The following is a 26,765-nucleotide window of genomic DNA, read 5'->3' on the forward strand; positions in this document are numbered from 1 at the left end:
CATTACTTATATTAAAGTCATTCAGCCGATGCAAGCCACTTTCTCGCTCGACGATTTCGAGCAACTCGCCTACTCACAATCGGACGATCAAGCGCACGAGCAAGCCGCGCTCAAGCTCATCGAAGTCCTGGCGCTGCTGCATCAAAAGCGCGGCCAACTGGATGCCGACTTCCGCGCTTCGGGCATGATCGATCTTTCGCCGGACGAGCAACAGGTGCGCTTTTGCACCCGGTTGGCCACGGCCGTCACGACGCTGTTTTCGAACCCGGATTTCCGGTTGCCCGACCCTTGCTATCGCCTGCTTCTCACCTTGCATGAGTGGCTCGGTGCGGTCTTTGCGACGACCGCGCTCGGCCATGCCGATCATGTCGTCCGCCATCTGAATCCGCGCGGCCCTTTAGACGGACAGTTTTTGCCCGGCGACACGTTTATCGACAAGCTATGCGTACTCTACTCGGGCGAGTCGGACCTGGAACTGGATTTCGCAGCACTCTGGCGGCACGACAAGGTCAAGGCGGCCTGCCTCGCATTGGTTTTGCTGGCCCCCGTATTCAAGGGGTCGCCGAACGCGCATAGCAAACGCGAAGCGCTCCTGCAGTGGCTGCCCGGCAAGCTCAGCCAGATCGACGATCTGGACGATCTGCCCACCGCGTTGCTGCACAACAGCTATATGTTTTGCAGCTACGCAGACACCCCGCAGCGGCACGCAATCAAACAGGACATCAATGTGCTGGTGCGGCGCAAACTGGACCAACTGGGCATTACCGATCTGCCTGCGCCGATTGCCGCGCCGGGCAACCTAGACATGCCGCCCGCTGCGGCGCGCACGCGGCGCGGCAAGAAACCGTTGATGATCGTCGTGCTGGAGTGGTTCAGCGGCGCGCATTCCATCTACCGTACGCATTCGCGCACCATCGAAGCCGCGCGCGAGCATTTCGAGGTGGTGGGGTTCGGCTTCGGCTACGCGGTCGACGACGCTGGCCGGGCGATTTTTGACCGCTTCATCGAACTGGAGCAGCCCGACTATGTTGGCGACTGTCTGCGCACGGTGCGCGCGTTTGCCGAAGCAGAGCAGGCCGACGTGCTGTATATGCCGAGCGTGGGCATGTTCGTGCTGACCGTGTTCATGTCGAACCTGCGCGTGGCGCCCCTGCAGATCGCGGCGCTCGGTCACCCGGCGACCACCCATTCCGACAAGATCGACTACATCAGCGTCGAGGAAGATTACGTCGGCGATCCGAAATGCTTCAGCGAACGGCTGCTGCGCTTGCCGAAAGACGGCCAGCCCTACCGAGCATCACGTGCGTTGCCGGAGATCACGCATCGCAAACTGGAGCGGCGCGACACCGTCGAGATCATCGTGACCGCGAGTCCGATGAAACTGAACCCCGTCTTCCTCGATGTCTGCGGCCACATTCAGGCACGCGCGGAGGTTCCCGTCGAGTTTCATTTCATGACGGGTAACAGTAACGGCTTGCCGCTGACGCAAATGCAGCGCGTCATCGGCGAATCGGTACCCGGCGCGATCATTCACGGTTTTCACCAGTACGCAGGCTATCTGGCGCGCGTCGACGACGCCGACCTGTTCCTGAGTCCCTTCCCGTTTGGGAACACCAACGGCATCGTCGATGCGTTCACGCTCGGTCTGCCTGGCGTATGCAAGAGCGGGCCCGAAGTATTCGAGCATATCGACGGCGCATTGTTCGCCCGTGCCGGCATGCCTGCGTGGACGGTGGCGCAGACGGTCGAAGATTACATCGCAGCCGCCTTGCGCATGATTGCCCAGCACGACGAGCGCGAGGCATTGCGCCGGCAACTGATCGACACCCAAGCTGTTGAACGATTCTTCGAAGGTTGCCCGGAGGTGTTCGGCGAACGGGTCTTACGCCTCGTGCGCGAAACCCGCCGGCGTCAGGCGGCGGCGCTGCGGGCGCAGGGAATGAATGAGGAGAAGGCGTCAACGGCGCTCTAAGCGCCCGCTTGATGACGGAAACGAGAGCGCGCGCCTGACAAAACAGCGCGCCTCACCCGGCCCACCCTCTCGCAGCGGATTTGCTTCGCGCCTTATTCGGTGGTGTCGCTTTTGTCCGTTTCATTGGTCTTGACCAGTTCGGCCGGCGAGAGCCAGCGGAACGAGGTCAAGCTGGGGCCACTGAAGGTGCATTCGACCGCCACGCCCTTGATGACCTTCTTCGGCTTGATGGGCTTGGCCGGTTTTGCGTCCGCCACCGTGGTCGCAGACGCGGCTGAAGCAGCCGAGGCATTCGCCACAGCCGCTCCTGAAGCGGTCACATCTGACGCTGCCACATCCGTGGCGGCTACATCTGAAGCAACGCCCCCTGAAGCAACGACGCCTGCCACTGCGGTTCCCGACGCAGCGCTAGCCACACCGGCGCCCGAGGCGGCCGCAGTCGCTGATGCCCCCGACGCCCCTTTCGGTGCATTGGCCTTGGCCACTTCCGCGGCAGTCTGCATGCGCGAGAGACTGCCCTCCACCACCACACGCGAGCCGGCTATGCCCGTGCCGGTATGGCTGGTGGACAACTTGTACAGCGAGGCGTAAGGCAACTGCTCCGACGTCACGTCCGCGAGTTTGCTGCGCATCAACTGCTCGCACGCGCTCGAATTCTTGTAGTCGGAGTAGACGCTCGTGCACCCCGCGAGCAACACGGCCACGGTCGTTCCGCATGCGATGGATAAAGTCCGGATCTTCATTGATGTTCCGAGTTTCAGGCTGTCGGCATTGTAGCGTACGGGCTGCGCCGCCACTAACCACAAGGCCAGCGCGTAAGTCGGACGGCCGCTGGCGGCTTTACTGGCAAAATGCCGGGGCTGTCAGCCGTTCATCACGCGAGCGTGACAGTTGACCTGTCCGCGGTGAGTCCGCTGCTCAACCTGCTGTGAACCCTTTACTCTTTACCCTTTACCCTCCAGTCACTCTGCCGCTCACTCGCCGCCGCTACGCCCCTAACGCATGCTCAGTCTCGTCGCCCTCGCTATCGCCGCCTTCGCTGCCACCAACGTCGATAATCTTTTCGTCCTGCTCGCCTTCGTGGCGGAGGCACGCGGGCATGTCGGGCGGGTCGTGTTCGGTCAATACGCGGGGTCGCTCGCCCTCATCGTGATCGCGATGGGACTGGCGGCGCTGCTACGCAGTCTGCCGCCGGGCTATGTGGGATTGCTCGGTGTCTTGCCGATCGGCGTTGGCTTGAGCAAGGGGTGGGCGCGTTTCGGTCCGCGTCGCGCGACGCCGGACGATACCGGCGCGCAAGCTGTCCCGCCAGCGAAGCCCGGTTCGGCGTGGTGGACCGTGGCGGGCGTCGCGATCGCCAACGGCTCGGACAACATCGCCGTCTACGTGCCGCTGTATGCCGGGCACTCGCGCCTCGACTGCGGGGTGATTTCGCTGGTGTTCGTCGTGATGATCGCTCTGTGGTGCGCCGGAGCGGTGTGGCTCGTCAACCACCCGCTGCTGGGCGCGCCCATCCGGCGGTACGGCACTGCGCTACTACCGGTGATTCTGCTCGTGGTCGGATTTTCGGTGATCGCGGAGAACGACACGCTGCGACTGGTGTTTGGGCTTTGAAAGGATATCCGACGGCGTAAGAAGTCTAGGCCGAGCCGCACGTGCAGCCGGCGTGGCCCAGACTTCGTCAACAACCCTCTCTACTTACGCCCCACCAGCGCCCCAACCAGAAACGCGACACCCGCAACCACGCCAATCGCCTGCCACGGACGCTCACGCGCGAATTCCGCCGCCATCGCAACCGTCTCGCGCACCTGATCGACGGTGCTGTCCGCTGCGTCGCCGAAGCTGCCACGCGCATCGTTTAACTGCGCCTGCAGGCGTTTGCGCAACGCAGCGACGTCGACATCGCTATTGTCGCGCAGCGACTTGTCGAGGCGGTCGAGCAGCGCCCGCGCTTCGCTGGCTGCATCGTCCTGGAGATCGCGCGCGCCGACGCGTACGTTACGGGCCGCGCGGCGACCGGTCCGTTTAGCTTCGGAGAAACCGCGGTCCAGCTTGCGTTGGGCGTCATCGGTGAAAGCCATGATGGTCTGCTCCTTCGAGGCAAAGAGTAATAAGTGACGGACGAGTCATCTGCGCACCCTTCCGCCCGGCTAACCCCAGTCGACGCAATCGCCGTGCCCGATGGCAACGCTGGCTGGCTCCACACCCCAAATGAAGCTAGAAACCTCCACCCAAAAACGTTCGCCATTCGGCCAACAATCGTATAAGCCAACGCAACTTCGACTCATCGCAGCATAAAACAATTAGCCCAGTACTACTGATCATTCAAATCAGCGCAAGAATCACCCGGCCTCGAATCCCTCGCCTTCCCGCACCGCGATCAACTAGTTGGTCGGCGTCGGTTGCACATAGGTCCGCACACCCGCCAGCGGCGATCCATATCCGCCCGCCTGCGTATTGTTCGGCAGCCCGTTGACGAGTTGCGCGCGTGGGTCGGTTGGATTGAGGTTCATCTCCCCCGCCTGCTGATTACCGTGCGACGGGTACTCGCTGCCGCGCGCCGCATTCGGCATCAGTTGCGTGCTGTTCTGCGGCGCATTCACATCATCCTGCGGCGAAAGTCCTTGTGCACCCGCCTGCGCCGCTACCCCCAGCGCCACCGCACACAAACAGGCCTTGATCTGCTTCGACATCGTTTTCATATTGCCTCCGACAAATGGATGAGCCGCTACGGCCGGCGCATTGCCAGCCGCGTATCGACCGGACATGAATCAAGCATAGACGAGCCGCCGCAGTCTTGCCCAACGCCGCTGCCATACTCGCCCGGATGCCGACGGAAGATATACGCAGGCCGCCGCCAACTGGTTTCATCTGACATGGGATGACGCCGCGAGCATCTCGCACATGGGTGGCGATCTGCGTTTCACCCCCGTTTCAGGGGAAATATCAGCCGGCCACGTGCAAAGCTTGCCGCAAGCGCTTATCGTTACGCCTGTTGCCGCTTACCATGCGGTTCACGTCATCCTTTTTCGTGCCATGACCTTCTACGCTACTCCGCTGCTTCGCAATCTGCGATTCGCCGTTGCCGGCCTCGCCGCCGCACTCGTGTTGACGGCCTGCGCTACCTCCGCGGCCGGACCGAACGCGGATTCGCTCGCAGCCGCAGTGGCCGGGCCGCAGCGCGGCGACGCCGCCAAAGCGCGCGACGTGTACCGGCATCCGCAGGCCACGCTGCAATTCTTCGAACTCGCGCCAACGCAAACCGTGCTCGAGATCGCACCCGGCGGCGGCTGGTACACGGACATCCTCGCGCCCTACCTGCGCGATCACGGCACGCTTTACGAGGCGCAATACAATGGCCCGTCAGCCGGCGCGGCGGCGGAAGAACAGTCGGGCCGCGCGGCATTCACGCGCAAGCTCGCGGCCAATCCCGCCATCTACGGAACTGTGCTGGTCGGCACGCTGCATGACGGCCAGTTCAATGGCTTCCCCGCCAACGGCAACGTCGACCGCGTACTGACGTTCCGCAACATCCATAACTGGATCAAGGACGGCCAGATCGACGCCAACCTGCAGGCGTTTTACCGCGCGTTGAAACCGGGTGGCATGCTCGGCGTGGAGGAGCATCGTGCCGCACCCGGAACGTCGTTGCAGCAGATGATCGACAGTGGATACGTGACCGAAGCCTATGTGATCGAGCATGCGCAGGCAGCCGGCTTTCAGCTCGACGGCCGCAGCGAGATCAACAGCAATCCGCGCGACACCAAAGATTATCCGCATGGCGTGTGGTCGTTGCCGCCCACCTACGAAGGCGGCGACGTCGACAGGGCGCGCTATGCGGCAATTGGCGAATCCGATCGCATGACGCTGCGGTTCATCAAGCCTCGATAAAGCCCTCAAAAAAGCACGCAAGCACCCATTCGCACCCTTTCGCGTCCAGTAATAGCCGCACGGTAGAGCCAACAGAGAAACGCAGCCGCAACGTCAGACTCACGAGCCGGAGGATGTATGTTCGACAACGTTTTCCGTATCGTGACCGACGCGAACGGACACCGTCACATCTACGCCTATACCGACAGTGTCGTCGTCGCAACCGTGCTCGTCGCGGGACTGCTGCTCGGCATCGTGCTATGTAGTGCGCTCTGTTACTACATCACCCGTTTCGTTCTGCTGAGGATCGTCGGCCGTTTTGCACGCGGTGAGGGCCATTCGTGGTTGCGCGCCGCCGTGCATTGCAAGGTGTTCGACCGTCTCGCGCCGCTCGTGCCGGCGTATATCGTCTGCCTGTCCGCACCGCTGCTGTCGGGCCTGACCATTCCGGTGATTGCCGCGCTCGGCCAGCCAGTCGAAACGCTGGCCGCCTGCTATATGGTGGTCACGGCGTTGCGCGCCGCATTCGCGTTTCTGCGCGCCATCGAAGATCGTTACCGGCATTTTCCATACGCGAGCGAGAAGCCCATCAAGAGCTTTTTGCAGGTGGCAACCATCGTGCTGTATCTGGTCGCGCTCATCACCGGCGTCTCGATCCTGCTGCATCGCTCACCCACGTACTTTCTCACCGGCGTGAGCGCGATGACGGCGCTGCTCATCATCATCTTTCGCGATTCGCTGCTGGGATTCGTGGCGAGCATTCAACTCGCGGCCTACGACATGCTGCGCGTCGGCGACTGGGTAGAAGTGCCGGGATTCGTGGCGGATGGCACGGTGATTGATATCGCGCTAAACACGATCACGGTGCGCAACTTCGACAACACCATTGTCACGATGCCGAGTCACGTCATCCTGACCAACGGCGTGAAAAACTGGCGCGGCATGACCGAGTCCGGTGGACGACGCATCAAGCACGCCATCTATATGGACACCGACCACGTCCGCTTTTGCGACGATGCGTTGCTCACGAACCTGCGAGCGAGCCTCGATCTTGCCGTACCCATCGCCGCACCTGTCGCCGCGCGCGAGGAAACGCAGCGGTTAACCAATCTCGGCATGTTCCGGCTGTATCTGGTGGCCTATTTTCGCCAGCATCCGGCTATCCGCCCGGACATGCCGCTCGTCGTGCGACTGCTGGAAGCCACGCAGCAAGGCCTGCCCATCGAGATATTCGCTTACATCAACGAGGTGGACTGGGAAGCGTACGAGCATACCCAGTCCACCATGATGGACCACGTCTACGGCGTGCTACCGCAATTCGGTCTGCGCGTCTGGCAAAAACGCTGAAGCAATGCCAAGCCCTTAGCGTTCTACTGCATGGGGTTCCTTCAGCTTGTTAGCCACACGAATCGCATCGAAGTAAGCGGAATTGGGCGGCCGTTTCAGATACTGCCCGGCCCCGCGCACGGCGCGCAAATCACCATCGGTCCATGCAAGAAAACCGCGCGTGAGCGTATGCATCGCCACGCCCTGCACCGTCATGCCTTCGAACACGTTGAAATCCACCTTCTGATGATGGGTCTTGACCGAGATGGTTTTCGTCGCAGCGGGATCCCACACCACCAGGTCCGCATCCGCGCCCACCTGCACCGCGCCTTTGCGTGGATAGAGGTTGAAGATCTGCGCGGCATTGGTGGAGGTGATACGCACGAACTCGTTCGGCGTGAGACGGCCCGAATTCACACCGTGATGCCACAACACCGACATGCGGTCTTCCACGCCACCGCAACCGTTGGGAATCTTCGTGAAGTCCTCGCGGCCCATCGCCTTTTGCGACGCGCAAAATACGCAGTGGTCGGTAGCCGTGGTGTGCAACTGTCCTGCCTGCAAACCGCTCCACAATGCCTCGCGATGCTCGGCCGAGCGGAACGGCGGGCTCATCACGTGGGCCGCCGCGCGATTCCAGTCGGGATCGCGATAGACCGCTTCGTCGATCACGAGATGGCCCGGCAACACCTCACCGAACACCCGCAGGCCTTCGCTGCGCGCACGCGCAATTGCATCCGCGGCATCCTTTGACGACACGTGGACGATATACACCGGCACGCCCAGCACCTGGGCAATGCGAATGGCGCGGTTGGCCGCTTCGCCTTCCACTTCCGGCGGCCGTGACAACGGATGCGCCTCCGGGCCCGTGATGCCGCGCGCCAGCAGTTGACGCTGCAACTGGAACACCAGTTCGCCGTTTTCCGCATGCACAGTAGGCAACGCGCCGAGTTCGAGCGAACGCGCGAAGCTGTTCACCAGCACTTCATCGTCCGCCATGATGGCGTTTTTGTAGGCCATGAAATGCTTGAAACTCGACACGCCGTGCTCATGCACGAGCGTGCCCATGTCGCGATACACCGACTCGTCCCACCATGTCACCGCAACGTGGAAGCCGTAATCGGAGGAAGCCTTTTCGGCCCACCCCCGCCACGCCTTGAACGCCTCCATGAGCGATTGCTTCGGGCTCGGAATCACGAAGTCGATGATGCTCGTGGTGCCGCCGGAGAGCCCCGCAGCCGTGCCGGTGTAGAAATCGTCGCTCGCCGTGGTGCCCATGAAGGGCAGTTCCATATGCGTGTGCGGATCGATGCCGCCCGGCATCACGTATTGCCCATGTGCATCGACGATCGTCGCGCCCGCCGGCGCCTCCAGGTCCGGCCCAACCTGCAGGATCGTGCCACCGTCCTGCGGATCTGCGCACAACACGTCCGCCCGCCAGCTACGGTCCGCATCGACTACCGTGCCGCCGCGAATCAGGGTCGTCATCTTGCTGCCTCCTCATTGACTGCTACGTTCGTTGCTTCAGATTCACTTACCGTTCAACTAACCGCTTCCACATCACGCACTTGCCACGCGCGCGCTCGGTCCCTTGCTCAACTTCATCCACGCGCTGTACACAATCGAAGCGAGCGCAAGCCCGACGAACCACGCATACGTGTAGAGCGTATTGAAGATCGCGGGCACATTCGGAAACGCGGCCGGAAACGCCGTGTGCAGAAAACCGGGCAGATTCGGCAGCACGCCGACCAGCAACGCCACCACTGCGCCGATATTCCAGCCACCCGTGTAGCTGTATTCGCCGTTTTCGTCGAACAGTTCGCGCGCGTCGAGGCGCGTGCCGCGAATCAGGAAGTAGTCCACCATCAGAATGCCTGCCACGGGCCCGAGCAGTGCCGAGTAACCCACCAGCCACGTGAAGATGTAGCCCTGGGTGGTAGCGAGAATCTTCCACGGCATCATCACAATGGCAATGGTCGCGGTAATCATGCCGCCCGTGCGATACGAAATGCCCTTTGGCCAGAGGCTCGAAAAGTCATAGGCCGGTCCCACCAGATTGGCCGCCAGGTTGCAGCACATCGTATCGAGCGTCAGGATGATGAGCGCGACGCCTACGCCAATGCCCGTCATGCGGCTCGTCAGATCAATCGGGTCCCAGATCGCCTGACCGTAGATCACGACTGTCGCTGACGTCACCACCACGGAGATCACGGACAACAGCGCCATCGGCACCGGCAAGCCGATCGACTGCCCGACCATCTGATCGCGCTGTGAGCGCGCAAAACGCGTGAAGTCGGGAATGTTCAACGCGAGCGTGGCCCAGAATCCCACCATTGCGGTGAGGCCTGGCCAGAAGGTGACCCAGAACAAGCCTTCTTTCTTGCCGCCTGCCACGAATTGCGACGGCGCCGACAGCATCGAACCAATTCCGCCGGCTTTCGATGTCGCCCACCACACGAGCGCGAGACACATCACCACCTTGATCGGAGCGGACCAGCTTTCCAGCCAGCGGATTGCATCCGTACCGTGCACGATGAAGTAAATCTGCAGAGCCCAGAACACCAGAAAACACGCGAGCTGTCCGAGCGAAATATCCAGGAACGGCAGCGCGCTGCCATGCAACGCATTCCCCGTGAGGATATTGAGCAAGGTGTAGATCGCGCTGCCGCCCAGCCAGGTTTGAATGCCATACCAGCCGCACGCCACGATGGCGCGCAGCATGGCCGGCAGTTTCGCCCCTTGCGTGCCGAACGACGAACGCACCAGTACCGCATACGGAATGCCGTGCTTCGCGCCCGCATGGCCGATCAACAGCATGGGCACCAGCACGATCAGGTTGCCGAGTAACACGGTGACGACCGCCTGCCAGGGCGACATGCCCTGCTCGGTCAAGCCAGCCGCCAGCATGTAGGAAGCGATATTCATCACCATGCCCACCCACAGCGCGGCGAAGTGATACCACTTCCACGTACGCTGCGCGACGCCGGTGGGTGCCAGGTCGTCGTTGTAAAGACTGCTGCCCTGCGCGCCGGCCCCTAGCTGCGGATCGACACCTTGCGTTGTCTGCTTCATCGAAGAATCTCCACTTGTGCGTTAAGGCCCGCGCATCTTCTGGGGATGCTGCGGGCCGGGTCGGAACAGACTTCACTTACAGGCGCTGCGGCTGCTTTTCTCTTCTATGTGCTTCTCAGGCCGCTTTTGCGGCGGCTTGCGTTTCGACATGCGATTCGGTTTCAGCTTGCGGCGCATCCACACGGGCCGGGTTGTTCGGATGGGTGGTCCAGTTGGCGTATTCGCCCGCATCCACCCGCTCCATCGTGATGCACTGATCCACCGGGCACACGTGCATGCACAGGTTGCAGCCCACACATTCAGAGTCCACCACTTCAAAATGCCGGACGCCATCTTTTTCGCGCGTAATGGCCTGATGCGAGGTGTCCTCGCAAGCGATATGACACAGGCCGCACTGAATGCACTTGTCCTGATCGATGCGGGCCTTGATGTCGTACTTGAGGTTCAGGTACTGCCAGTCGGTGACGTTCGGCACGGCGCGGCCGCGGAAATCATCGAGCGTCGCGTAGCCTTTTTCGTCCATCCAGTTCGACAGGCCGTCCGCGAGATCCGCCACGATCCGAAAGCCGTAGTGCATCGCCGCCGTACACACCTGCACGCTGCCCGCGCCCAGCACGATGAATTCCGCCGCGTCGCGCCATGTGGAAATGCCGCCAATGCCGGAGATGGGCAGACCCGGCGTGGCCACGTCGCGCGCAATTTCCGCGACCATGTTCAGCGCAATCGGTTTGACCGCCGGTCCGCAATAGCCGCCGTGCGTACCCTTGCCATCCACCATCGGCAGCGGCGCCATCGCATCGAGGTCCACGCCGACAATCGAGTTGATGGTGTTGATCAGCGACACGCCATCTGCCCCGCCTTTGTACGCGGCCCGCGAGCCCAGCCGGATATCGCTGATGTTCGGCGTGAGCTTGACGAGGCACGGCAGCTTCGTGCCCTCCTTCACCCAGCGAGTGACCATCTCCACGTATTCGGGCACCTGTCCCACGGCAGCGCCCATCCCGCGTTCACTCATGCCGTGCGGACAGCCGAAATTCAGTTCCACCGCATCGGCGCCGGTGTCTTCGACGAGCGGCAAAATCCACTTCCAGTCGCGCTCGTTGCACGGCACCATCAACGAGACGATCAGTGCGCGGTCCGGCCAGTCGCGCTTCACCTGGGCAATCTCGCGCAGGTTGATGTCGAGCGGCCGGTCCGTGATCAGTTCGATATTATTCAGGCCTGCGATGCGTTGGCCGTTCCATTGCACCGCGCCATAACGCGAGCTGACGTTGACCACGTGGGGATCGAGGCCGAGGGTTTTCCACACCACCCCGCCCCAGCCCGCTTCGAAGGCGCGATTGACGTTGTAGGCCTTGTCGGTCGGCGGTGCGGAGGCAAGCCAGAAAGGATTCGGCGAAGTGATGCCGGCAATCGTGCAGCGTAGATCGGCCATGTTCGGCTCCTTGGGGATTCTGTTTTATCTTTATCGCTCGTGATAGACGCTAGGCGGCCTTGACCGCCGTCACGGCGAAATGCGCGTCGATCGCGGCTGCGGCAAGCTTGCCGTCCTGCACCGCCTGCACGGTCAAATCCATGCCGCCCGTGGCCGCGCAATCGCCGCCCGCCCACACATCGGGCAACGAAGTCTGCCGGTTGGCATCCACGGCAATGCGGCTGTTATCCAGCGTCAGCAACGCGTGCTCGATGCCCACCGGCACCAGCGTCTGACCGATCGCCTTGAGCACCATGTCCGCTTCGAGCGAGAAACGCTCGCTGCCTTGCGCGGAAGTCCGTTCGAACTCGACACCCGTCACCGTGCCATCACTGCCCAGCAAACGCAGTGGCTTCGCGTGCGTGATGAGCGTCACACCCTGGCTTTGCGCGAAATCGCGCTCGGCCCACGTTGCGCCCATCGTTTCCACGCCCCGGCGATACACCATCGTGACGGTCGTCGCGCCGAGCTTGCGGCTTTGCACTGCAGCATCCACGGCAGTATTGCCGCCGCCAATCACGACCACGCGTCTGCCGACTGGCACAGTGGCGAGATCACTTGCCTCACGCACCTGCTCGATGAAATCCACCGCGTTCATCACGCCGCCGAGCGCCTCGCCTTCGAGTTGCAACTCGCGCACGCCAGTGAGACCGATAGCGAGAAACACCGCGTCATGCTGTTGACGCAACGTGTCGAGTTGCACGTCGCGCCCGAGTGCGACACCGGTCTTCACTTCGATGCCGCCTACCGAACAAAGCCAGGCCACTTCACGCTGCGCGTAATCGTCGACTGTCTTATAGGCCGCGATACCGTATTCGTTCAGGCCGCCTGCTTTGGCGTGGGCATCGAAAATGGTCACACGGTGCCCCGCCAGCGCGAGACGATGGGCGCAGGCGAGTCCCGCCGGCCCCGCGCCGACCACGGCAACATGGCGTCCCGTATCCGGTGCCCGCTTGAAGAGCGCTTCGCCGCGCGCCATCGCCCAATCCGTCGCATGACGTTGCAGCGCGCCAATCGCCACCGGCTTCTCATCCTGATGGTTGCGCACACATGCGCCCTCGCAAAGAATCTCCGTGGGGCACACGCGCGCGCACATGCCGCCCAAAGGATTCGCCGAGAGAATATCCACGGCCGCGCCCTTCAGATTGCCGTTGCCGATCTTGCGAATAAAACTGGGGATGTCGATTTGCGTGGGACAGGCATTGACGCACGGCGCGTCGTAACAGTAATGGCAGCGGCTCGCGGCCACCGCGGCAGCGCCTGCATCGAGCAGAGGCGCGATGTCGCTGAATTCACATGAAAGCTGCTCGGGCGCGAGACGATGCGAGGCGATATCGCCGGTTTGCTTGATAGCCATACCCGTTCCTTGCTGAATGTGGAGACATAGCCGCACTCGGCGGCTGCATGATTCATGCAGCCGGGACGGCCTGTTTTATGCGCCTGCTGTTCGTTTTACAGTGGAGAGTTCAAGCAACCGGCTCGCACGCTCGCTCCAGCATGGCGTGCAGCAAAACATTCGCCCCCGCCTCGATCCATTCGAGCGTGGCGTCTTCGATCTCGTTGTGACTGATGCCGTCGACGCAAGGCACGAACACCATCGACGTGGGCGCCACTTGCGACAGATAGCAGGCATCGTGTCCCGCGCCCGACACCATGTCGCGATGCGGGTAGCCAAAGCGCTGCGCGGCGGCGCGCACCGACTTCACACAGGCGGCGTCGAAGGCCACCGGCGCGTAATAGAAAATCTGTTCGAGCTGGGTTTCGAGGCCAATCGCGCTCGTAATCCGCTCGACGCCCGCGCGCAGTTCGGCGTCCATCTTCGCCAGCACCGCATCGTCGGGATGGCGAAAATCCACCGTGAAAAACACGCGCCCCGGAATCACGTTGCGCGAGTTGGGATACACCTGCATCATGCCCACCGTCGCACAGCCGAAGGGCGCATGATCGAGCCCGATGCGGTTGACCAGATCGACCACGCGCGCCGCACCCAGCAGCGCATCGCGGCGGCGCGGCATCGGCGTCGGCCCTGCGTGCGCTTCCTGACCCGTCAGCGTGATCTCGTACCAGCGTTGCCCCTGCGCGTCTGTCACGACGCCGATGGTCTTGTGCTCCGCTTCGAGAATCGGCCCCTGTTCGATATGCAGTTCGAACGCCGCATGCAGCGGGCGTCCGCCACACGGCAGATCGCCCGCATAGCCGATGCGCTTGAGTTCTTCGCCGATCGTTTTGCCGTCCACGTCCTTGCGCGATAACCCGTAGTCGAGCGTGAACACGCCTGCAAACACGCCCGAGGCCACCATCGCGGGCGCGAAACGCGAGCCTTCCTCGTTGGTCCAGATCACGACTTCGACGGGGTGTTCCGTTTCGATGCCGTGATCGTTGAGGCTGCGAATCACTTCGAGGCCGCCCAGCACGCCGTAAATGCCGTCGAAACGGCCACCCGTGGGCTGCGAATCGGCGTGCGAGCCAGTCATCACCGGCAGCGCATCGGGATTGCGTCCGGCGCGGCGCATGAACACGTTACCCATCTGATCGACCGTCACGGTGCAACCCGCTTCCTTAGCCCAGCTAACGATCAGGTCGCGTCCCTGCTTGTCGAGATCGGTCAGGGCCAGCCGGCAGACTCCGCCTTTGGGCGTGGCGCCAATCTTCGCCATCGTCATCAGGCTGTCCCACAGACGCTTGCCGTCGATCTTGATCGACACGTCGGGTTCAGCATGCTTTAGCGCTTCGGATACCACGTTCATTCGTCTCACTCCTTTCGAAGAACCGACCTTGCAACGACTGGCCAATCCGCGCGAACCTCGTCAGCGCCACCTGAAACTGGTGCAGCGCTGCCGGATCGTGGGGCGTTTTCGCACGCCTGCGGTGCACAGCATGGCGCACATTTCTCTACTTTGAATACAGGGCTAACCCTGGGGATTCGCCGCTCTTCCAATCCTGTCCGAATGGACAGGTTGTAGCCGATTAACCCCGCCAAATCAACACCTTTTGTACGGCCGGAAACAGAGCGAGAAGCGTGCCATTGCGATGCACCATGACGGTAGAAGGGAGAGCCACTGCGTACGCGACGGGACGCGCAAGCTGCGCGCAAACCGCTAGAATGAAGCGCGACGCGGCATGCGCGCCGCGCGAGGCCAACAATGAGACATGACGAAACGGCAGTGGATCCAGCGGAAAACGACGCAGCACCGCCACCTATGCGGCGGCGCAAGGCGCACATCCGCGAGTCGAACGAAGCGCACCTGCTGGCCTGCGCGGAGGCCGTCTTCGCCGAGCGCGGCCTCGAAGGCGCCAGTACCGCGATGATCGCCGAACGGGCCGGTCTGCCGAAAGCCAATCTGCACTACTACTTCCCGACCAAACTCGCGCTGTATCGCCGGGTGCTCGAAGATCTGTTCGAAGACTGGCACCGCGCGGCCGATACGTTCGAAGGCAGCGACGATCCGGTGGCCGCGATCAGCGGCTATGTGCGCGCAAAAATGGAACTGTCGCGACGCCGCCCGTTTGGTTCGAAGGTGTGGGCCAACGAGATCATCCACGGCGCCGAGCACATGCAGGACATTCTCACGCAGCGCGTCAAGCCCTGGCTCGACAGCCGCGTCACGGTGATCGACGACTGGATCGCACGTGGCCTGCTCGCGCCCGTCAATGCGCAAACGCTGCTGTACATGATCTGGGCCACCACGCAACACTATGCGGATTTCGACGCACAGATCGTCGCCCTGAGCGGCAAACGGGCGCTCACGCAGAAGGCCTTCGACGCATCCACAGAGCAGGTCGTGCAACTGGTGATTCGAGCGTGCGGTGCGGTGTCGCCGCAACGCGATCGTTAGGAATACGACACGTGCAGAAGACTGCGAGCGGTTTCGCAACACTCCCTGCCACCACGACACGGGGCCCGCTGAGTATCGAGTACGCGTGGCTCAATGCAGAACGCAGAGACGCGCCCATCGCCCTGTTCCTGCATGAAGGGCTCGGCTCGATTGCCATGTGGCGCGACTGGCCCCAGCAACTGTGCAATCAACTCGGCATGCGTGGCCTCGTCTATTCTCGCCCCGGCTATGGACGCTCCACGCCACGTCCTCACACCGAACGGTGGCAACCCGATTACATGCACGTCCAGGCGCGGGACGTGTTGCCAGCCTTGCTCGACGTGTTGAACGTCGACGCTGCACAACGCTCGCGGATGTGGGTGATCGGTCATAGCGATGGCGGCTCGATTGCACTGCTCTACGCGGCAGCGTTTCCGCTGGCATTAGCTGGAGCGGTCGTCGTGGCGCCTCATGTTTTCGTCGAAGAGATCTCACTGCAAGGCATCGAGCAGACGCGACTCGATTATCGACAAACGGCGCTGCGTGATCGCCTCAGCCGCTATCACGCGGATGTCGATTCAGCCTTCTACGGCTGGAGCGACGCGTGGTTAAACCCCGCGTTTCTGACGTGGTCCATCGTGGATGCATTGCCTGCCATACGTTGCCCATTGCTCGCCGTGCAGGGACACGACGATCACTACGGCACGATGGCTCATCTCGACACCATTGCTCGCGCCGTGCCACACGCGCAACTAGTCAAACTCGCCGCATGCGGACACTCGCCACATCGCGACGCGCCGCTTGCATTGAATGCCGCCATCGACGCCTTCGTCACGCAGCACATCGACTAGCGCGCACCTGCGCATCACGACAAATCACGCCGAATCGGTAAGAACACCCCGCGTGGAAATTTTTGCGTGAATTACGCAAAGATGCACAAGCGCAACTTATTACCAGGTGTTCATAAATCTTACACAGGTAACTCGTTATGCTTCGGCCTAGCTGAGCCGGGGCCAAAGTACGCCTCGCCGGTCTCCCCCTGACACCGTGAAAGGCTACCTATGTCCGCCAGATTCGCGCATAGCGTCATGTTTGCCGGCAAACGTTTGGCCGTTCGCTGGGGCTCGCATGGTGTCGTGAGATTGAAAGATGCAGCACGCGCTCTCTGTACGTTTTTCATCATCCTGTCTTGCAGTTTTCTCATCACCGCGTGCAGCGATGACAGCAACGCTTCGAATAACGCGAGCGCCAACCCGGACACGAACACCGCCGACAACTATCGCAACGGCAACAACAGCGGCAACGCAACGTCACCGCCCCTCGCGCAGCAGTTCAATCAAAGCCCCGCCGCATTGCCTGCGCAAAGTTTGCAGACGCCGCCGCCCGCCGCGCAACTCGGCGCGGCAACGGCCGCGTCCGAAAGTCTTGCACCACCCGTGATTCACACCGTTGATTGAGTTCACCCCTGAGTTCGCTTGAGTCTGTTTAAGCCCCGCGACGGTGTTGTGTCCCGTTGACCGTCGCGCATATTCCATCTCCTGAAGATCGAAGCCAACATGACCTCTAAAAACCGCCGTGAGTTTCTGCGCGCAGCCGCTCAGGCTGCCGGTTCTGCCACCGCACTGAGCATGCTTCCGCTCGGCATCCGCAACGCCCTTGCGATTCCTGCTCACAACGCCACCGGCACCATTCGTGACGTCGAGCACATCATCATCCTGATGCAGGAAAACCGCTCGTTCGACCATTACTTTGGCTCGCTGCGCGGCGTGCGCGGCTTCGGCGATACGCGCGCCATCACGCTGCCGTCCGGCAATCCGGTGTGGTATCAACCGCTCACGGCGATTCCGGACGCAGGCTACGTGCTGCCGTTCCGCCCGAACGTGTCGAATCTGGGTCTGCAATTCCTGCAGGATCTGGCGCATGACTGGAACACCACGCACACGGCATGGAACGGCGGCATCTACGACCAGTGGGTGCCGGCCAAGGGCACCACGACGATGGCGTACATGACGCGCGAGGACATTCCGTTTCACTACGCGCTCGCCGACGCATTCACCATTTGCGACGCGTACCACTGCTCGATCATGGCGCCGACCGATCCGAACCGCTACTACATGTGGACCGGCTGGGTGGGCAACGACGGCAGCGGCGGCGGCCCGGTGATCGACAACTCCGAACTCGGCTATGGCTGGTCCACCTACCCGGAAGTGCTGCAAAACGCCGGCATTTCGTGGAAGATCTATCAGGACATGGGCACTGGCCTGAACGCGAGCGGTTCGTGGGGCTGGACTTCCGACGCGTACATTGGCAACTACGGCGACAACTCGCTGCTTTACTTCAACCAGTATCGCAACGCGCAGCCCGGCAACCCCCTTTACGACAACGCACGCACGGGCACGAATGTCGCGGCAGGCGGCACGTATTTCGACGTCCTGAAGCAGGACGTGACGAACAACACGCTGCCGCAGGTCTCGTGGATCGTCGCGCCGGAAGCCTATTCCGAGCACCCGAACTGGCCGGCCAACTACGGCGCGTGGTACGTCGATCAGGTCTTGCAGATCCTGACGTCCAATCCGGAAGTCTGGAGCAAGACCGTGCTGCTGGTGAACTACGACGAGAACGACGGCTTCTTCGATCACATGGCGCCGCCGTTTGCGCCTGCCTCGAACGCGAACGGCCTCTCGACCGTTGCGCTCACCAACGAACTGTACGAAGGCAATGGCCAGTACCCGGCCGGCTCGAATTCGATTGGCCCCTATGGCCTCGGACCGCGTGTGCCGATGCTCGTCGTGTCGCCGTGGTCGAAAGGCGGCTACGTCTGCTCGGAAATGTTCGATCACACCTCCGTGATCCGCTTCATCGAAAAGCGCTTTGGCGAGCATCACAATCTGGGCGAGTCGAATATCACGCCGTGGCGCCGTGCGATCTGCGGCGATCTGATGTCCGCCTTCAACTTCGTCAATCCGAATGATGCAGTGCCCGCGCTGCCCAGCACGGCCGCCTATGCACCGCCGGACCAGCAACGTCACGCTGACTACGTGCCGCTGCCGCCGCTCGTGCAAGCGGTGCCGAAACAGGAACCGGGGGTGCGTCCTGCGCGTGCGTTGCCGTACGAGCTGTTCGTGCGGGTGCGTGGCGAAACGGCCCAGGGCAAGCTGGGGATGAGCTTCGTCAACACCGGCCGCGCTGGTGCTGCGTTCCTCGTCTACGCGACCAACAGCGGCCAGGCACCGCGTTCGTACACCGTGGAAGCGGGCAAGCGCCTTGAAGACCAGCTGCCGCTGAACGTCAACGGCACGTACGACTACACCGTGTATGGACCGAATGGTTTTCTGCGCCGTTTTGCAGGCAAGCCGGTGCCGGCGTCGAACTGGTGGGAGCGCTCGGAAGTGGCACGTCCGGAAGTGGCAGACGGCTACGATGTCGCCAACGGCAACCTGCAATTGCGACTGGAAAACCCGGGCACGGCAAGCTGCGAGTTCATCATCACCAACGCCTACGAACCGGGCTCGGTGATCAAGCAGACGGTGCGCGGCGGCCAGACCGACGAGGTCTACCTCGATCTGCGTAACGTGTATGGCTGGTATGACCTCACCATCACCGTGAACACGGATTCGACGTTCACGCGCCGTTTTGGTGGACACGTTGAAACGGGCCGCAGCAGCATGAGCGATCCCGCGCTGGGTGCTTGAGTCTTAACGCCGTTCGCCTGGCGTTTGCACGATTTGCGTCATGTGCGTCATGTGCAGCGCGCTTAGGCAACGGCGGTAGCAAACGCCAGGGAGCGTTCGCGCTCTCTGGCGAGTATGGCCTGCACGACGTGGTCGGCATCGCGCGCGATGCCGGAAAAACGCCCCGAGCCCCACGTATGCAACCACGGCAGGCCAATGAAATACAGCCCTTCCACCGGCGTAATGCCGCGCGTATGCGCGGGATACCCGCGTCCATTGAAGACCGGCGCGTCGATCCAGCTAAAGTCCGGCGTAAAGCCAATGCACCAGACAATCGCGGCAATGCCACTGCTCGCCAGTTCCAGCATGGCTCGCTCCTCAGACGGTTGCCACACAGGTTCATACGGCGCACCCGGCGGCGCCTCGATGCGATTCTTCGTAATGAAGCCGTCGATGCTCGCGTTGATGCGGTTATAGGTATCGTCCGCGCTGTCGAGATTCATCGTCAGATTAGGGGCGAAGTGCAGATGCCCGTCGCGCAGATCTTCGAGCCGTCCATACAGTTCCATGCCCTCGGCGGCGAAGCGGCGCAGGTCGATGTCGCGACCGGCATCGCGGCCCGTCACATAGTGATTGGTGTTGTCGCGCACGCCTTCACGGAGCGGATGCTTTTCCACCGGCATGTCGTAGTACTGCATGTCGGCGAGCCAGTCCACCACGTCACGTCCGCGGTAAAAACGCGCGCAGCGTGGCGCCTCACCCACGGCAAGCACGACCTTGCGACCGGCCAGATGCAGATCTTCCGCAATCTGTGCGCCGGACTGACCTGAACCCACCACCAGCACTGCACCTTCGGGCAGCGCCTGTGGATTGCGATATTCGGAAGATTGCAGCTGCATGATCTGTGCGGGCAAACGCTCGGCCATGCGCGGCACGATGGGCGTGTGATAGCCACCCGAAGCCACGACGACGTGATCCGCGGTGAACTCGCCCTGGCTCGTCGCCACGCCATAGCGGCCATCGTCGAGACGCTTTACGCGTTTCACCTGCGTATGTTCCATCACGGGGGCCTCCACCATCGCAATGAAGCCGTCCAGATACGCGATGATTTCGTCTTTCTTCATGAAGCCGTGCGGGTCATTGCCCGGATACGGATAGCCCGGCAACGCGCATTGCCAGTTCGGCGTGACGAGACAGAACGCATCCCAGCGTTGATTGCGCCACGTGTGCGTGACGGTGTTTTTCTCGAACACCAGATGATCGACACCCGCCTGCTTCAGGTAGTAACTGATCGACAGGCCCGCCTGTCCTCCGCCCACGACGAGCACGCTATAGTGCCCATTTTCATGCTGTGCGCTGCGATCGGAATGTGCTGTGTTCGACATGATGCGTCCTTGCGAATGAAAATCTGGCGTGACGTGGCGGCGTCGCTTGCGGCACCCGTTTCAAACCAGTTCGATGACCTTGACGGTGGCATTGGGATCGCCGCGATAGCGGTCCGCGTCTTCTTCGATCTGCGCAAGCTGATCGAGCGCTGCGGAACAGGCGAAACCATATTTTTCCCGCACACGTTCAGAAGCGATGTTGAGCGCTTCGCGCGAGCGGCTGACGAAATCGTCGAGCGGGTACGCGTGACCGGGGGTGAAAAAGTCCTTGACCACTTGCGACGGCGAATAGCAGTTCGCCTCGTCGCCATCGGGCCATTGAATTCGAAAGTGCATGACAGGCATGGCAAAAATCCTCGTGCGGGTTGCGCGAATCTATTGAATGCTGAGGGGCTCGCTGCGCGATTGAATGAGCAGCAACGCACGATAGGCATCGAGATGACGACACGTACTCGACGCCCAGCTAAAGCGCGCCAGCAGCGCGGGAACCGCTTGAGCGAAATCGGTACGACAGTCGCCACGCAACACCCGTAGCAGCGCCGCTGCGATCGAAGCGGCGTCCGTGGGGACGGCCCAGCAGCAGGTGGTTTCGTCGAGATATTCGGTGAACGGCGCAATGGCCGATGCGACCACCGGCGTGCCACAGGCAAGCGCCTCCAGCACCACGAGCCCGAAGCCCTCGCGCAGCGAGACCATCGCCAGCACATCGGCGCTGCGAAACAGCGCGGGCATCACGGCATCGTCGAGCGGGCCGGTGATGATTACGCTTTCATCGGGCCCGATGCTCAGGCCGAGTGCCGCGGCGCGTTCGACGAAGCGATGCGTGTAGGCATCGTGATCGAGCAGACTCGCGCCGCCTGCGATCACCAGTTGAGCCGTCGGCATGACCGCTCGCACCGAGGCAAACGCATCGAGCAGCGCAAGCGTGTTCTTGCGCGCTTCAATGCCGCCCACGGCGAGCACGAGCGGACCGTCGACGAGTCCAAGACGTTGCCTGAGAGACGCGTCCATCGCCGTGGGACACGTATCAAAGCGCGTGGTATCCACACCATTCGGCACGGTGACAGCCTCGACGCCGTGCTGAAGCTGCATCTCACGCGTCCATGTTGCGCTGACACACAACACCTGATCGGCTTCACGCCAGGCGCGCGTCTGCCATTTGGCGAGTTGCGCGTCATCGAAATGATCCAGATGGTGGACCGTCCGCACGAAGTGGCGAATGATGCCCTCCTGCTTCAATTCGGCTAGCGCGTTGCCGCTGATACTGTCCTGCGCGTGCAGAATGTCGAATGCGCCGGCGTGTTCTTCGCGCAAGCTCTGTTTGAATGCGTGGATGCGTGCCGCCACCATCGCGACCGTGCCCTTTTGCGACGCCGTGATCGGCGCATACACCACACGGCACGACGGCAGCCGGAACAGGTGTTCACCGGCAGACGCCGGCACGAATACCGTCACGTCGTGCCCAGCAGCAGTCAGCGCATTGGCAAGCTCGAGTGTGTGCACCACGCCCCCACGCGGATTGACCGAGTGCGTCAGTAACGCAATCCGCAAGGCGTTTGCGCTCATGGCGCGACCTCGGCGGCTGCAATCGCCTCTGCCGCATCCGTTGCAACAATAAACGCTTCGTCGCTGAAGTCCCACAGCAACGCCGCGTCGCCGTCCTGTTCGACAAACACCTTGCGCGAGGCGTCCACCGTGCCGATCGCCGCACATGCGAGAGCACGTTCGGCGAACTGCGCCTGGACCTGTTCGACGTGCTCTTCACGCACCGACAGCAGAAAGCCGAAGCTCGGAAACGCGCTGAGCCAGCGTTCGAAAGGAACACCCGTTGGCCGGGGAATGCGCGCAAGGTCGATGCGTGCACCCACGCCCGAACATTCGAGCAGCATCAGCGCGGTGCCCAACGTGCCCGCCATGCTGATGTCCTTGGCTGCGTCGCAAAGGCCGCTTTCCGCGAGTTGCGGCAACAGTTCCAGATCGCCACGCAGACGCGCAGCCGGTGCGCCAACCGACGCATTCCAGAACGAATACGGTTCCTCGAAGCGGCCACGCAGATCGACCGCCATCAACAGACGATCGCCAGGCTTCGCGTTGAAGCTCGACAGTAGCTTGTTCGCTCGTCCGAGGATCGACACGGCAAGTTGCGCCTGATCGCTGCGGGCGTTCGTATGGCCGCCCACGATCGGCACCCCGTACGCGACGGAAGCTGCGGCCATGCCCGCCAGCACTTCGTGCGCGGCATCGACGCCGCTGCTCCACAGCGCATCCACGACAGCGAGCGGGCGGCCGCCCATCGCGTAGATATCGCTGATGTTGACCATCACACTGCTGTAGCCCGCGAACCACGGCATCGCATGCACGAAGTCGCTCACCATGCCTTCGATCGCAAACAGCAGATAGCCGTCGCCATCCGCGAGCGCGGCGCAATCGTCGCCAAGCGCCACGGCTTGAGCCATTTCGCTCGCACCGCCTGGTAAGCGCCGCGCCAATGACGACACCACGCCCGCAATATCCGTCTTGTGACGAAAGCCACGGCTTTCGCGCAGGCCGGCAACCAGCGACGCCACACTCACGATGTGCTCCGCGACTGCGTGACAAAGCCGCTACGCGGGCTCGTGCACGGCGGATAGTGATCGAGCTGCGCCTGCATCAGATGATGCGAGCGGCCCAGCAGCATCTCCTGTGACAGCGCATCCCAATGCAACGCGCGAAAGAGCGGCACATTCTGGCTCTGCACGTGCGCGAGAAACGTGTGGCATCCCAACGCATGCGCGCTCGTCACGGCAAGACGGATCAGCGTTGCGCCGATCTTGCTGTGCCGTCGAAACGCGGCGTGCACCGCAAGCCGCGAACCGAACCACACGCCGGGCTCCTCCTGATGAATCCGCACGGTGCCCACCACCTGCTCCGGCATCCCGGCAATGCAACTCACGGCAACGAGTTGCTGCGCACGCTCGTCGATCTCATCACGATCGTCGCCGACGAAAATACCCTGCTCGATACAGAACACCGCGCGCCGCAGCTTGTACGCTTCCTCGGCTTCCCATTGCAGCGTGGTCCATTTGATGCGGTATTCGGTCGGCGTGTACAACGCCGTTTCGAGGCCGCTGTCGAGCAGTTCGTCCGTATTCGATATCCCTGCAATCGCTTCACCAAACATGATCACACCTCGTACGATGACAGCGACGAACACGCGCCACACTTGCCGCAGCCCGCCTTGATTTCGCTGGATCGCAAATTAGCGGCCGAGAGCATCGCGCCAAGCGGTTGCAGCACCGACTTCATGAATTCAGGCGTGGGTGCCGGATGATCTTCGAGCGGTGTGCCGCTGATCGGCACGAACGGCACCACGAACGGATACACGCCCAGTTCGATCAGCTCGCGTGAAATGGCAAGGATGGCCTCGGCCGTGTCCCCGAGTCCTGCCAGGATATACGTGCTCACCTGGCCGCGCCCAAACACCGCGACCGCCGCCTTGAAGGCTTCCATGTAGCGCGACAGCGGCACACTCGACTTGCCAGGCATGATGCGTTCGCGCAAGGCAGGCGTGACCACTTCGAGATGCATCCCCAACGTATCGACGCCGCTCGCTTTCATGCGCGCAAACCAGCGGTCGTCGTCGGGAGGTTCGCATTGCGCCTGGATCGGCAGATCCACGGCGGCCTTGATCGCAAACGCGCTTTCGCACAGGATCTGCGCGCCGCGATCGCTGCCCGGCGGCGTGCCGGTGGTCAGCACCATATGCTTGACGCCATCGAGCAGCACGGCGGCGCGTGCGACTTCGGCGAGTTGCTCCGGGGTCTTGCGCGCAATCGTGCGGCCTGCCGCGAGCGACTGCCCGATCGCGCAGAACTTGCAGGTCTTGCGACGGCTCTCGTAACGGATGCAGGTTTGCAGCACGGTCGTCGCCAGCACGTCGGCGCTATGCAGCGTGGCGATATGCGAGTACGGCACGCCGTCGAGCGTTTGCATGCCGTAGAAACGCGGCGCCTTGGGAAAGCTGATATTCGCAATCGGAATCGTGCCGCGCAACAGCGCGCTGGTGCCGCTCGCGTTAGCCGGCCCCGCCACGAACGGCGAATGCCACGCGGTACTCGTATGCACGGGCACCATGATGGTCACGCCATCCACGATCACGGCCTTGTGATCCGACGGACCCGCGCCGCCACGCCGGCTTGCGACGCCCGCGCCCGGATCTTCCAGCCGCAGCCCCGCCGACTGCAATTCAGTCATCAATTGCCGGCTCGCGGCTGGCAAAGTCTCGCTGGAGTTCATCGCGGCATCCCACGGTTGAGTTGAAATCGGTGCTGGCCGTCGCGCTCCACGAAGGCATGGGCGTGACGGTCGCGGCGGGTCGTTCGTTGATGGCGAGGCTGAGCAGTTCGGGCCGCGCGTAATGGCCGACCGAATCCATCATGCGTTTGCGCTTGGTGATCAACGCCATGTCGAGATCGGCGATCACCATGCCCTCGCCCTCGCGCAACGGCTGCGCAAGATGTTGTCCTTCGGGCGACACGATGGCGGTGTTGCAGCCGCCACGCAGCGCTTTTTGCAGATTCGTGTCGGAGGTGATCGACGCAATCTGCGTTTCCGTCAGCCATCCGGTTGCATTGACAACGAAACAACCGGACTCCAGCGCGTGATGACGGATCGTCACTTCAATCTGTTCTGCGAAAATCGGCCCCACCAGCGAACCTGGAAACTGGCTGCAATGAATCTCTTCGTGCTGCGTCATCAACGCATAACGCGCGAGCGGGTTGTAGTGCTCCCAGCACGCCAGCGCGCCCACCCGTGCGATGCCGGTTTGCGCGACCTTCAGACCGGCGGCATCGCCTTGCCCCCAGATCATCCGTTCGTGAAAAGTCGGCGTGATCTTGCGGCGCTTGAGCAGCAACTGACCGTCCACGTCGAAGATCAGTTGCGTGTTGTAGAGGCTGCCGTGATCGCGCTCGTTCACGCCAAGCACGACCACCATGTGATGAAGGCGGGCCCGTTCGGCGACCGCCTGCGTCACCGGACCGGGCACCACGACCGCTTCCTCGTAGAGCCGCATGTGATCCGCACCGGAAGCCACCGGCGGGCGCACGAAAGAAAAGTACGGGTAGTACGGCACGAACGTCTCGGGGAAGACGATCAGTTGCACGCCTTCGCGTGCCGCCTGATCGATTGCCTCGCAGACCTTGTCGAGAGTGCCGTTGCTGCGCTCGAAGTCCGGTGCAATCTGGACTGCGGCGGCGCGCACGATGCGTTTATCGGACATGGTGATAGCCGCCTGTGCTCAGACCGTCCAGGTGTGGATGATCAGTGCGTTGTCCTTGCGATGGAGAAGCTGGATGTCCAGCACGTCGAGCGGGCTGATCGGACGAATGCCTTCGATCAGCGAGGCTTCGCCGTGGCCATACAGCGCCTGCAACGCGAAACGGCACGCGTATACCTTGCCGCCTTCTTCCATGAACTTCATCAGTTGCTTGTTGAAGTTCAGGTGACCCGGAAACGCTTCGTCGCCGAGCGTGGGGAAGCCGCGCTGCAAGCCGAGCGTGACGCCCGGGCCGTACAGCAGTACCGATGTCTCGAAGCCCTTGCGTTGCAAACGGGTGGCCTGCAGCAGATTGACGAAGCCGATCGAGCCTTCGAAGGCGACCGTATGGAACGTGACGAGCGCTTTTTCACCGGGCTCCGCCTTCACGTCCTCGAACACTTTCTCTTCGTAATCGACGAGGTAATCGCCCTTCTTGTGTAGCGGTTTGTCGACGGCTGGCATGGCACTCTCCAATGAGGTTCGCGTGAATGGAAACGGGCTGAAAAACGGGCTTGAAAACAGGACGCCGCGTGACATACGGGACGTCCGCGCCGAACTCTATAAGGCAACAGCCGTGCCACTCGCAGCGGTTGCAAATGCAATCACTTTCCAATCAAACAGACGATCATTCGTTAAGCGCCCCGAAAAAATTTTTGGCCCGAAGGTTGCGTTAAGCGAGCGTTGCCGTTGCAAACCGCCATCCAGCCGCGAATCGCACCAGCCGGGTGCGATGAACGTGTGGCGATGCGCCGGGCAGGTGCAGTCATTCACCACATACGATCAATCCGATCATTGCAGGCGATCACTTTGTCGCGCTGAAAAACCATGTACGTCGTGCCGCGTTTCCCTTCACATTCGTCTCGCGCGGCGCGGTTTTCAAC

General features: G+C 62.1%; 23 protein-coding genes and 1 pseudogene. 8 read left to right on the forward strand and 16 right to left on the reverse strand.

Going from position 1 to position 26,765, the window contains the following annotated elements; translation table 11 throughout:
• Positions 1–28 precede the first annotated feature (28 nt).
• Entirely contained in the window at positions 29–1,972 is a 1,944-nt protein-coding gene (locus D0B32_RS15885; RefSeq protein ID WP_117334952.1) for a glycosyl transferase family 1, read from the forward strand.
• Between the two features lie 92 nt (positions 1,973–2,064).
• Here D0B32_RS15885 and D0B32_RS15890 read toward each other — a convergent pair whose 3' ends face one another.
• The gene (locus D0B32_RS15890) at positions 2,065–2,715 is read right to left on the reverse strand and encodes a hypothetical protein (protein WP_117334953.1); all 651 of its coding nucleotides are present in this window, start codon (positions 2,713–2,715) and stop codon (positions 2,065–2,067) included.
• Between the two features lie 259 nt (positions 2,716–2,974).
• Here D0B32_RS15890 and D0B32_RS15895 point away from each other — a divergent pair, with 259 nt between their 5' ends.
• Positions 2,975–3,586: a cadmium resistance transporter gene (locus tag D0B32_RS15895; RefSeq protein WP_117334954.1), complete on the forward strand. Its 612-nt coding sequence runs from the start codon at positions 2,975–2,977 to the stop codon at positions 3,584–3,586.
• A gap of 80 nt (positions 3,587–3,666) precedes the next feature.
• Here the strand turns inward: D0B32_RS15895 and D0B32_RS15900 are convergent, their stop codons facing one another.
• Both D0B32_RS15900 and D0B32_RS15905 read right to left on the reverse strand, forming a co-directional pair.
• Positions 3,667–4,053, reverse strand: coding sequence for a YqjD family protein (locus tag D0B32_RS15900; RefSeq protein ID WP_117334955.1), 387 nt, complete (start codon positions 4,051–4,053; stop codon positions 3,667–3,669).
• A gap of 303 nt (positions 4,054–4,356) precedes the next feature.
• Positions 4,357–4,674: a hypothetical protein gene (locus tag D0B32_RS15905; RefSeq protein ID WP_117334956.1), complete on the reverse strand. Its 318-nt coding sequence runs from the start codon at positions 4,672–4,674 to the stop codon at positions 4,357–4,359.
• 334 nt (positions 4,675–5,008) lie between these two features.
• Here D0B32_RS15905 and D0B32_RS15910 point away from each other — a divergent pair, with 334 nt between their 5' ends.
• Together D0B32_RS15910 and D0B32_RS15915 are read left to right on the forward strand one after the other, a co-directional pair.
• Positions 5,009–5,863: a class I SAM-dependent methyltransferase gene (locus D0B32_RS15910; RefSeq protein ID WP_117334957.1), complete on the forward strand. Its 855-nt coding sequence runs from the start codon at positions 5,009–5,011 to the stop codon at positions 5,861–5,863.
• A gap of 117 nt (positions 5,864–5,980) precedes the next feature.
• The gene (locus tag D0B32_RS15915) at positions 5,981–7,189 is read left to right on the forward strand and encodes a mechanosensitive ion channel family protein (RefSeq protein WP_117334958.1); all 1,209 of its coding nucleotides are present in this window, start codon (positions 5,981–5,983) and stop codon (positions 7,187–7,189) included.
• Between the two features lie 15 nt (positions 7,190–7,204).
• Here the strand turns inward: D0B32_RS15915 and hydA are convergent, their stop codons facing one another.
• From hydA to D0B32_RS15940, 5 genes are all read right to left on the reverse strand, one after another.
• Positions 7,205–8,656 (reverse strand): dihydropyrimidinase, encoded by a 1,452-nt coding sequence (gene hydA / locus D0B32_RS15920; RefSeq protein WP_117334959.1) that lies wholly within the window; start codon positions 8,654–8,656, stop codon positions 7,205–7,207.
• Between the two features lie 72 nt (positions 8,657–8,728).
• Entirely contained in the window at positions 8,729–10,240 is a 1,512-nt protein-coding gene (locus D0B32_RS15925; protein WP_117334960.1) for an NCS1 family nucleobase:cation symporter-1, read from the reverse strand.
• A gap of 115 nt (positions 10,241–10,355) precedes the next feature.
• Positions 10,356–11,675: an NAD-dependent dihydropyrimidine dehydrogenase subunit PreA gene (preA, locus tag D0B32_RS15930; RefSeq protein ID WP_117334961.1), complete on the reverse strand. Its 1,320-nt coding sequence runs from the start codon at positions 11,673–11,675 to the stop codon at positions 10,356–10,358.
• Between the two features lie 49 nt (positions 11,676–11,724).
• A complete protein-coding gene (locus D0B32_RS15935; RefSeq protein ID WP_117334962.1) occupies positions 11,725–13,071 on the reverse strand; it encodes an NAD(P)-dependent oxidoreductase in 1,347 nt (448 codons plus the stop codon).
• Positions 13,072–13,180: 109 nt separating this feature from the next.
• On the reverse strand, positions 13,181–14,461 hold the full coding sequence (locus D0B32_RS15940) for a Zn-dependent hydrolase (protein ID WP_117334963.1): 1,281 nt from the start codon (positions 14,459–14,461) through the stop codon (positions 13,181–13,183).
• Positions 14,462–14,817: 356 nt separating this feature from the next.
• On the opposite strand from D0B32_RS15940, the pseudogene D0B32_RS15945 reads away from it, so the two are divergent.
• The 4 genes and pseudogenes from D0B32_RS15945 to D0B32_RS15960 all read left to right on the forward strand — a co-directional run bounded on the left by D0B32_RS15945 (position 14,818) and on the right by D0B32_RS15960 (position 19,221).
• A pseudogene (locus D0B32_RS15945) lies at positions 14,818–15,550 on the forward strand (TetR/AcrR family transcriptional regulator).
• Positions 15,551–15,561: 11 nt separating this feature from the next.
• On the forward strand, positions 15,562–16,380 hold the full coding sequence (locus D0B32_RS15950) for an alpha/beta fold hydrolase (RefSeq protein WP_259295024.1): 819 nt from the start codon (positions 15,562–15,564) through the stop codon (positions 16,378–16,380).
• 291 nt (positions 16,381–16,671) lie between these two features.
• Positions 16,672–16,986, forward strand: a complete 315-nt coding sequence (locus D0B32_RS15955) for a hypothetical protein (protein ID WP_147329534.1) — start codon at positions 16,672–16,674, stop codon at positions 16,984–16,986.
• 99 nt (positions 16,987–17,085) lie between these two features.
• Complete coding sequence (locus D0B32_RS15960; RefSeq protein WP_117334966.1) at positions 17,086–19,221, forward strand: phosphocholine-specific phospholipase C; 2,136 nt, start codon at positions 17,086–17,088, stop codon at positions 19,219–19,221.
• A gap of 62 nt (positions 19,222–19,283) precedes the next feature.
• Here the strand turns inward: D0B32_RS15960 and D0B32_RS15965 are convergent, their stop codons facing one another.
• From D0B32_RS15965 to D0B32_RS16000, 8 genes are read right to left on the reverse strand one after another with little or no spacing between them, the layout of a single operon-like run.
• A complete protein-coding gene (locus D0B32_RS15965; RefSeq protein WP_117334967.1) occupies positions 19,284–20,585 on the reverse strand; it encodes an MSMEG_0569 family flavin-dependent oxidoreductase in 1,302 nt (433 codons plus the stop codon).
• A 60-nt stretch (positions 20,586–20,645) separates the two neighbouring features.
• Positions 20,646–20,930, reverse strand: coding sequence for an MSMEG_0570 family nitrogen starvation response protein (locus tag D0B32_RS15970; protein WP_117334968.1), 285 nt, complete (start codon positions 20,928–20,930; stop codon positions 20,646–20,648).
• Positions 20,931–20,960: 30 nt separating this feature from the next.
• Positions 20,961–22,151, reverse strand: a complete 1,191-nt coding sequence (locus D0B32_RS15975) for an MSMEG_0565 family glycosyltransferase (protein WP_117334969.1) — start codon at positions 22,149–22,151, stop codon at positions 20,961–20,963.
• Entirely contained in the window at positions 22,148–23,158 is a 1,011-nt protein-coding gene (locus tag D0B32_RS15980; RefSeq protein ID WP_117334970.1) for a sll0787 family AIR synthase-like protein, read from the reverse strand. Before D0B32_RS15980 ends, D0B32_RS15975 begins: the two co-directional genes overlap by 4 nt.
• On the reverse strand, positions 23,155–23,745 hold the full coding sequence (locus D0B32_RS15985) for an MSMEG_0567/Sll0786 family nitrogen starvation N-acetyltransferase (protein ID WP_117334971.1): 591 nt from the start codon (positions 23,743–23,745) through the stop codon (positions 23,155–23,157). The genes D0B32_RS15980 and D0B32_RS15985 overlap by 4 nt, the downstream gene beginning before the upstream one ends.
• A 2-nt stretch (positions 23,746–23,747) precedes the next feature.
• Complete coding sequence (locus D0B32_RS15990; RefSeq protein ID WP_117334972.1) at positions 23,748–24,818, reverse strand: MSMEG_0568 family radical SAM protein; 1,071 nt, start codon at positions 24,816–24,818, stop codon at positions 23,748–23,750.
• Positions 24,811–25,845, reverse strand: coding sequence for a Nit6803 family nitrilase (locus D0B32_RS15995; RefSeq protein ID WP_117334973.1), 1,035 nt, complete (start codon positions 25,843–25,845; stop codon positions 24,811–24,813). Before D0B32_RS15995 ends, D0B32_RS15990 begins: the two co-directional genes overlap by 8 nt.
• Before the next feature lie 18 nt (positions 25,846–25,863).
• On the reverse strand, positions 25,864–26,346 hold the full coding sequence (locus tag D0B32_RS16000) for an MSMEG_0572/Sll0783 family nitrogen starvation response protein (RefSeq protein ID WP_117334974.1): 483 nt from the start codon (positions 26,344–26,346) through the stop codon (positions 25,864–25,866).
• Positions 26,347–26,765 lie beyond the last annotated feature (419 nt).

This window comes from Paraburkholderia sp. DHOC27, assembly GCF_003429005.1.
Lineage (GTDB): Bacteria > Pseudomonadota > Gammaproteobacteria > Burkholderiales > Burkholderiaceae > Paraburkholderia.

Coding starts and splice junctions, on each gene's coding strand:
- D0B32_RS15990 (WP_117334972.1), bottom strand. CDS start 24,818: ATGACTGAATTGCAGTCGGCGGGGCTGCGGCTGGAAGATCCGGGCGCG.
- D0B32_RS15910 (WP_117334957.1), top strand. CDS start 5,009: ATGACCTTCTACGCTACTCCGCTGCTTCGCAATCTGCGATTCGCCGTT.
- D0B32_RS15890 (WP_117334953.1), bottom strand. CDS start 2,715: ATGAAGATCCGGACTTTATCCATCGCATGCGGAACGACCGTGGCCGTG.
- D0B32_RS15995 (WP_117334973.1), bottom strand. CDS start 25,845: ATGTCCGATAAACGCATCGTGCGCGCCGCCGCAGTCCAGATTGCACCG.
- D0B32_RS16000 (WP_117334974.1), bottom strand. CDS start 26,346: ATGCCAGCCGTCGACAAACCGCTACACAAGAAGGGCGATTACCTCGTC.
- D0B32_RS15970 (WP_117334968.1), bottom strand. CDS start 20,930: ATGCCTGTCATGCACTTTCGAATTCAATGGCCCGATGGCGACGAGGCG.
- D0B32_RS15900 (WP_117334955.1), bottom strand. CDS start 4,053: ATGGCTTTCACCGATGACGCCCAACGCAAGCTGGACCGCGGTTTCTCC.
- D0B32_RS15885 (WP_117334952.1), top strand. CDS start 29: ATGCAAGCCACTTTCTCGCTCGACGATTTCGAGCAACTCGCCTACTCA.
- hydA (WP_117334959.1), bottom strand. CDS start 8,656: ATGACGACCCTGATTCGCGGCGGCACGGTAGTCGATGCGGACCGTAGC.
- preA (WP_117334961.1), bottom strand. CDS start 11,675: ATGGCCGATCTACGCTGCACGATTGCCGGCATCACTTCGCCGAATCCT.
- D0B32_RS15925 (WP_117334960.1), bottom strand. CDS start 10,240: ATGAAGCAGACAACGCAAGGTGTCGATCCGCAGCTAGGGGCCGGCGCG.
- D0B32_RS15935 (WP_117334962.1), bottom strand. CDS start 13,071: ATGGCTATCAAGCAAACCGGCGATATCGCCTCGCATCGTCTCGCGCCC.
- D0B32_RS15940 (WP_117334963.1), bottom strand. CDS start 14,461: ATGAACGTGGTATCCGAAGCGCTAAAGCATGCTGAACCCGACGTGTCG.
- D0B32_RS15985 (WP_117334971.1), bottom strand. CDS start 23,745: ATGTTTGGTGAAGCGATTGCAGGGATATCGAATACGGACGAACTGCTC.
- D0B32_RS15960 (WP_117334966.1), top strand. CDS start 17,086: ATGACCTCTAAAAACCGCCGTGAGTTTCTGCGCGCAGCCGCTCAGGCT.
- D0B32_RS15895 (WP_117334954.1), top strand. CDS start 2,975: ATGCTCAGTCTCGTCGCCCTCGCTATCGCCGCCTTCGCTGCCACCAAC.
- D0B32_RS15905 (WP_117334956.1), bottom strand. CDS start 4,674: ATGAAAACGATGTCGAAGCAGATCAAGGCCTGTTTGTGTGCGGTGGCG.
- D0B32_RS15915 (WP_117334958.1), top strand. CDS start 5,981: ATGTTCGACAACGTTTTCCGTATCGTGACCGACGCGAACGGACACCGT.
- D0B32_RS15965 (WP_117334967.1), bottom strand. CDS start 20,585: ATGTCGAACACAGCACATTCCGATCGCAGCGCACAGCATGAAAATGGG.
- D0B32_RS15975 (WP_117334969.1), bottom strand. CDS start 22,151: ATGAGCGCAAACGCCTTGCGGATTGCGTTACTGACGCACTCGGTCAAT.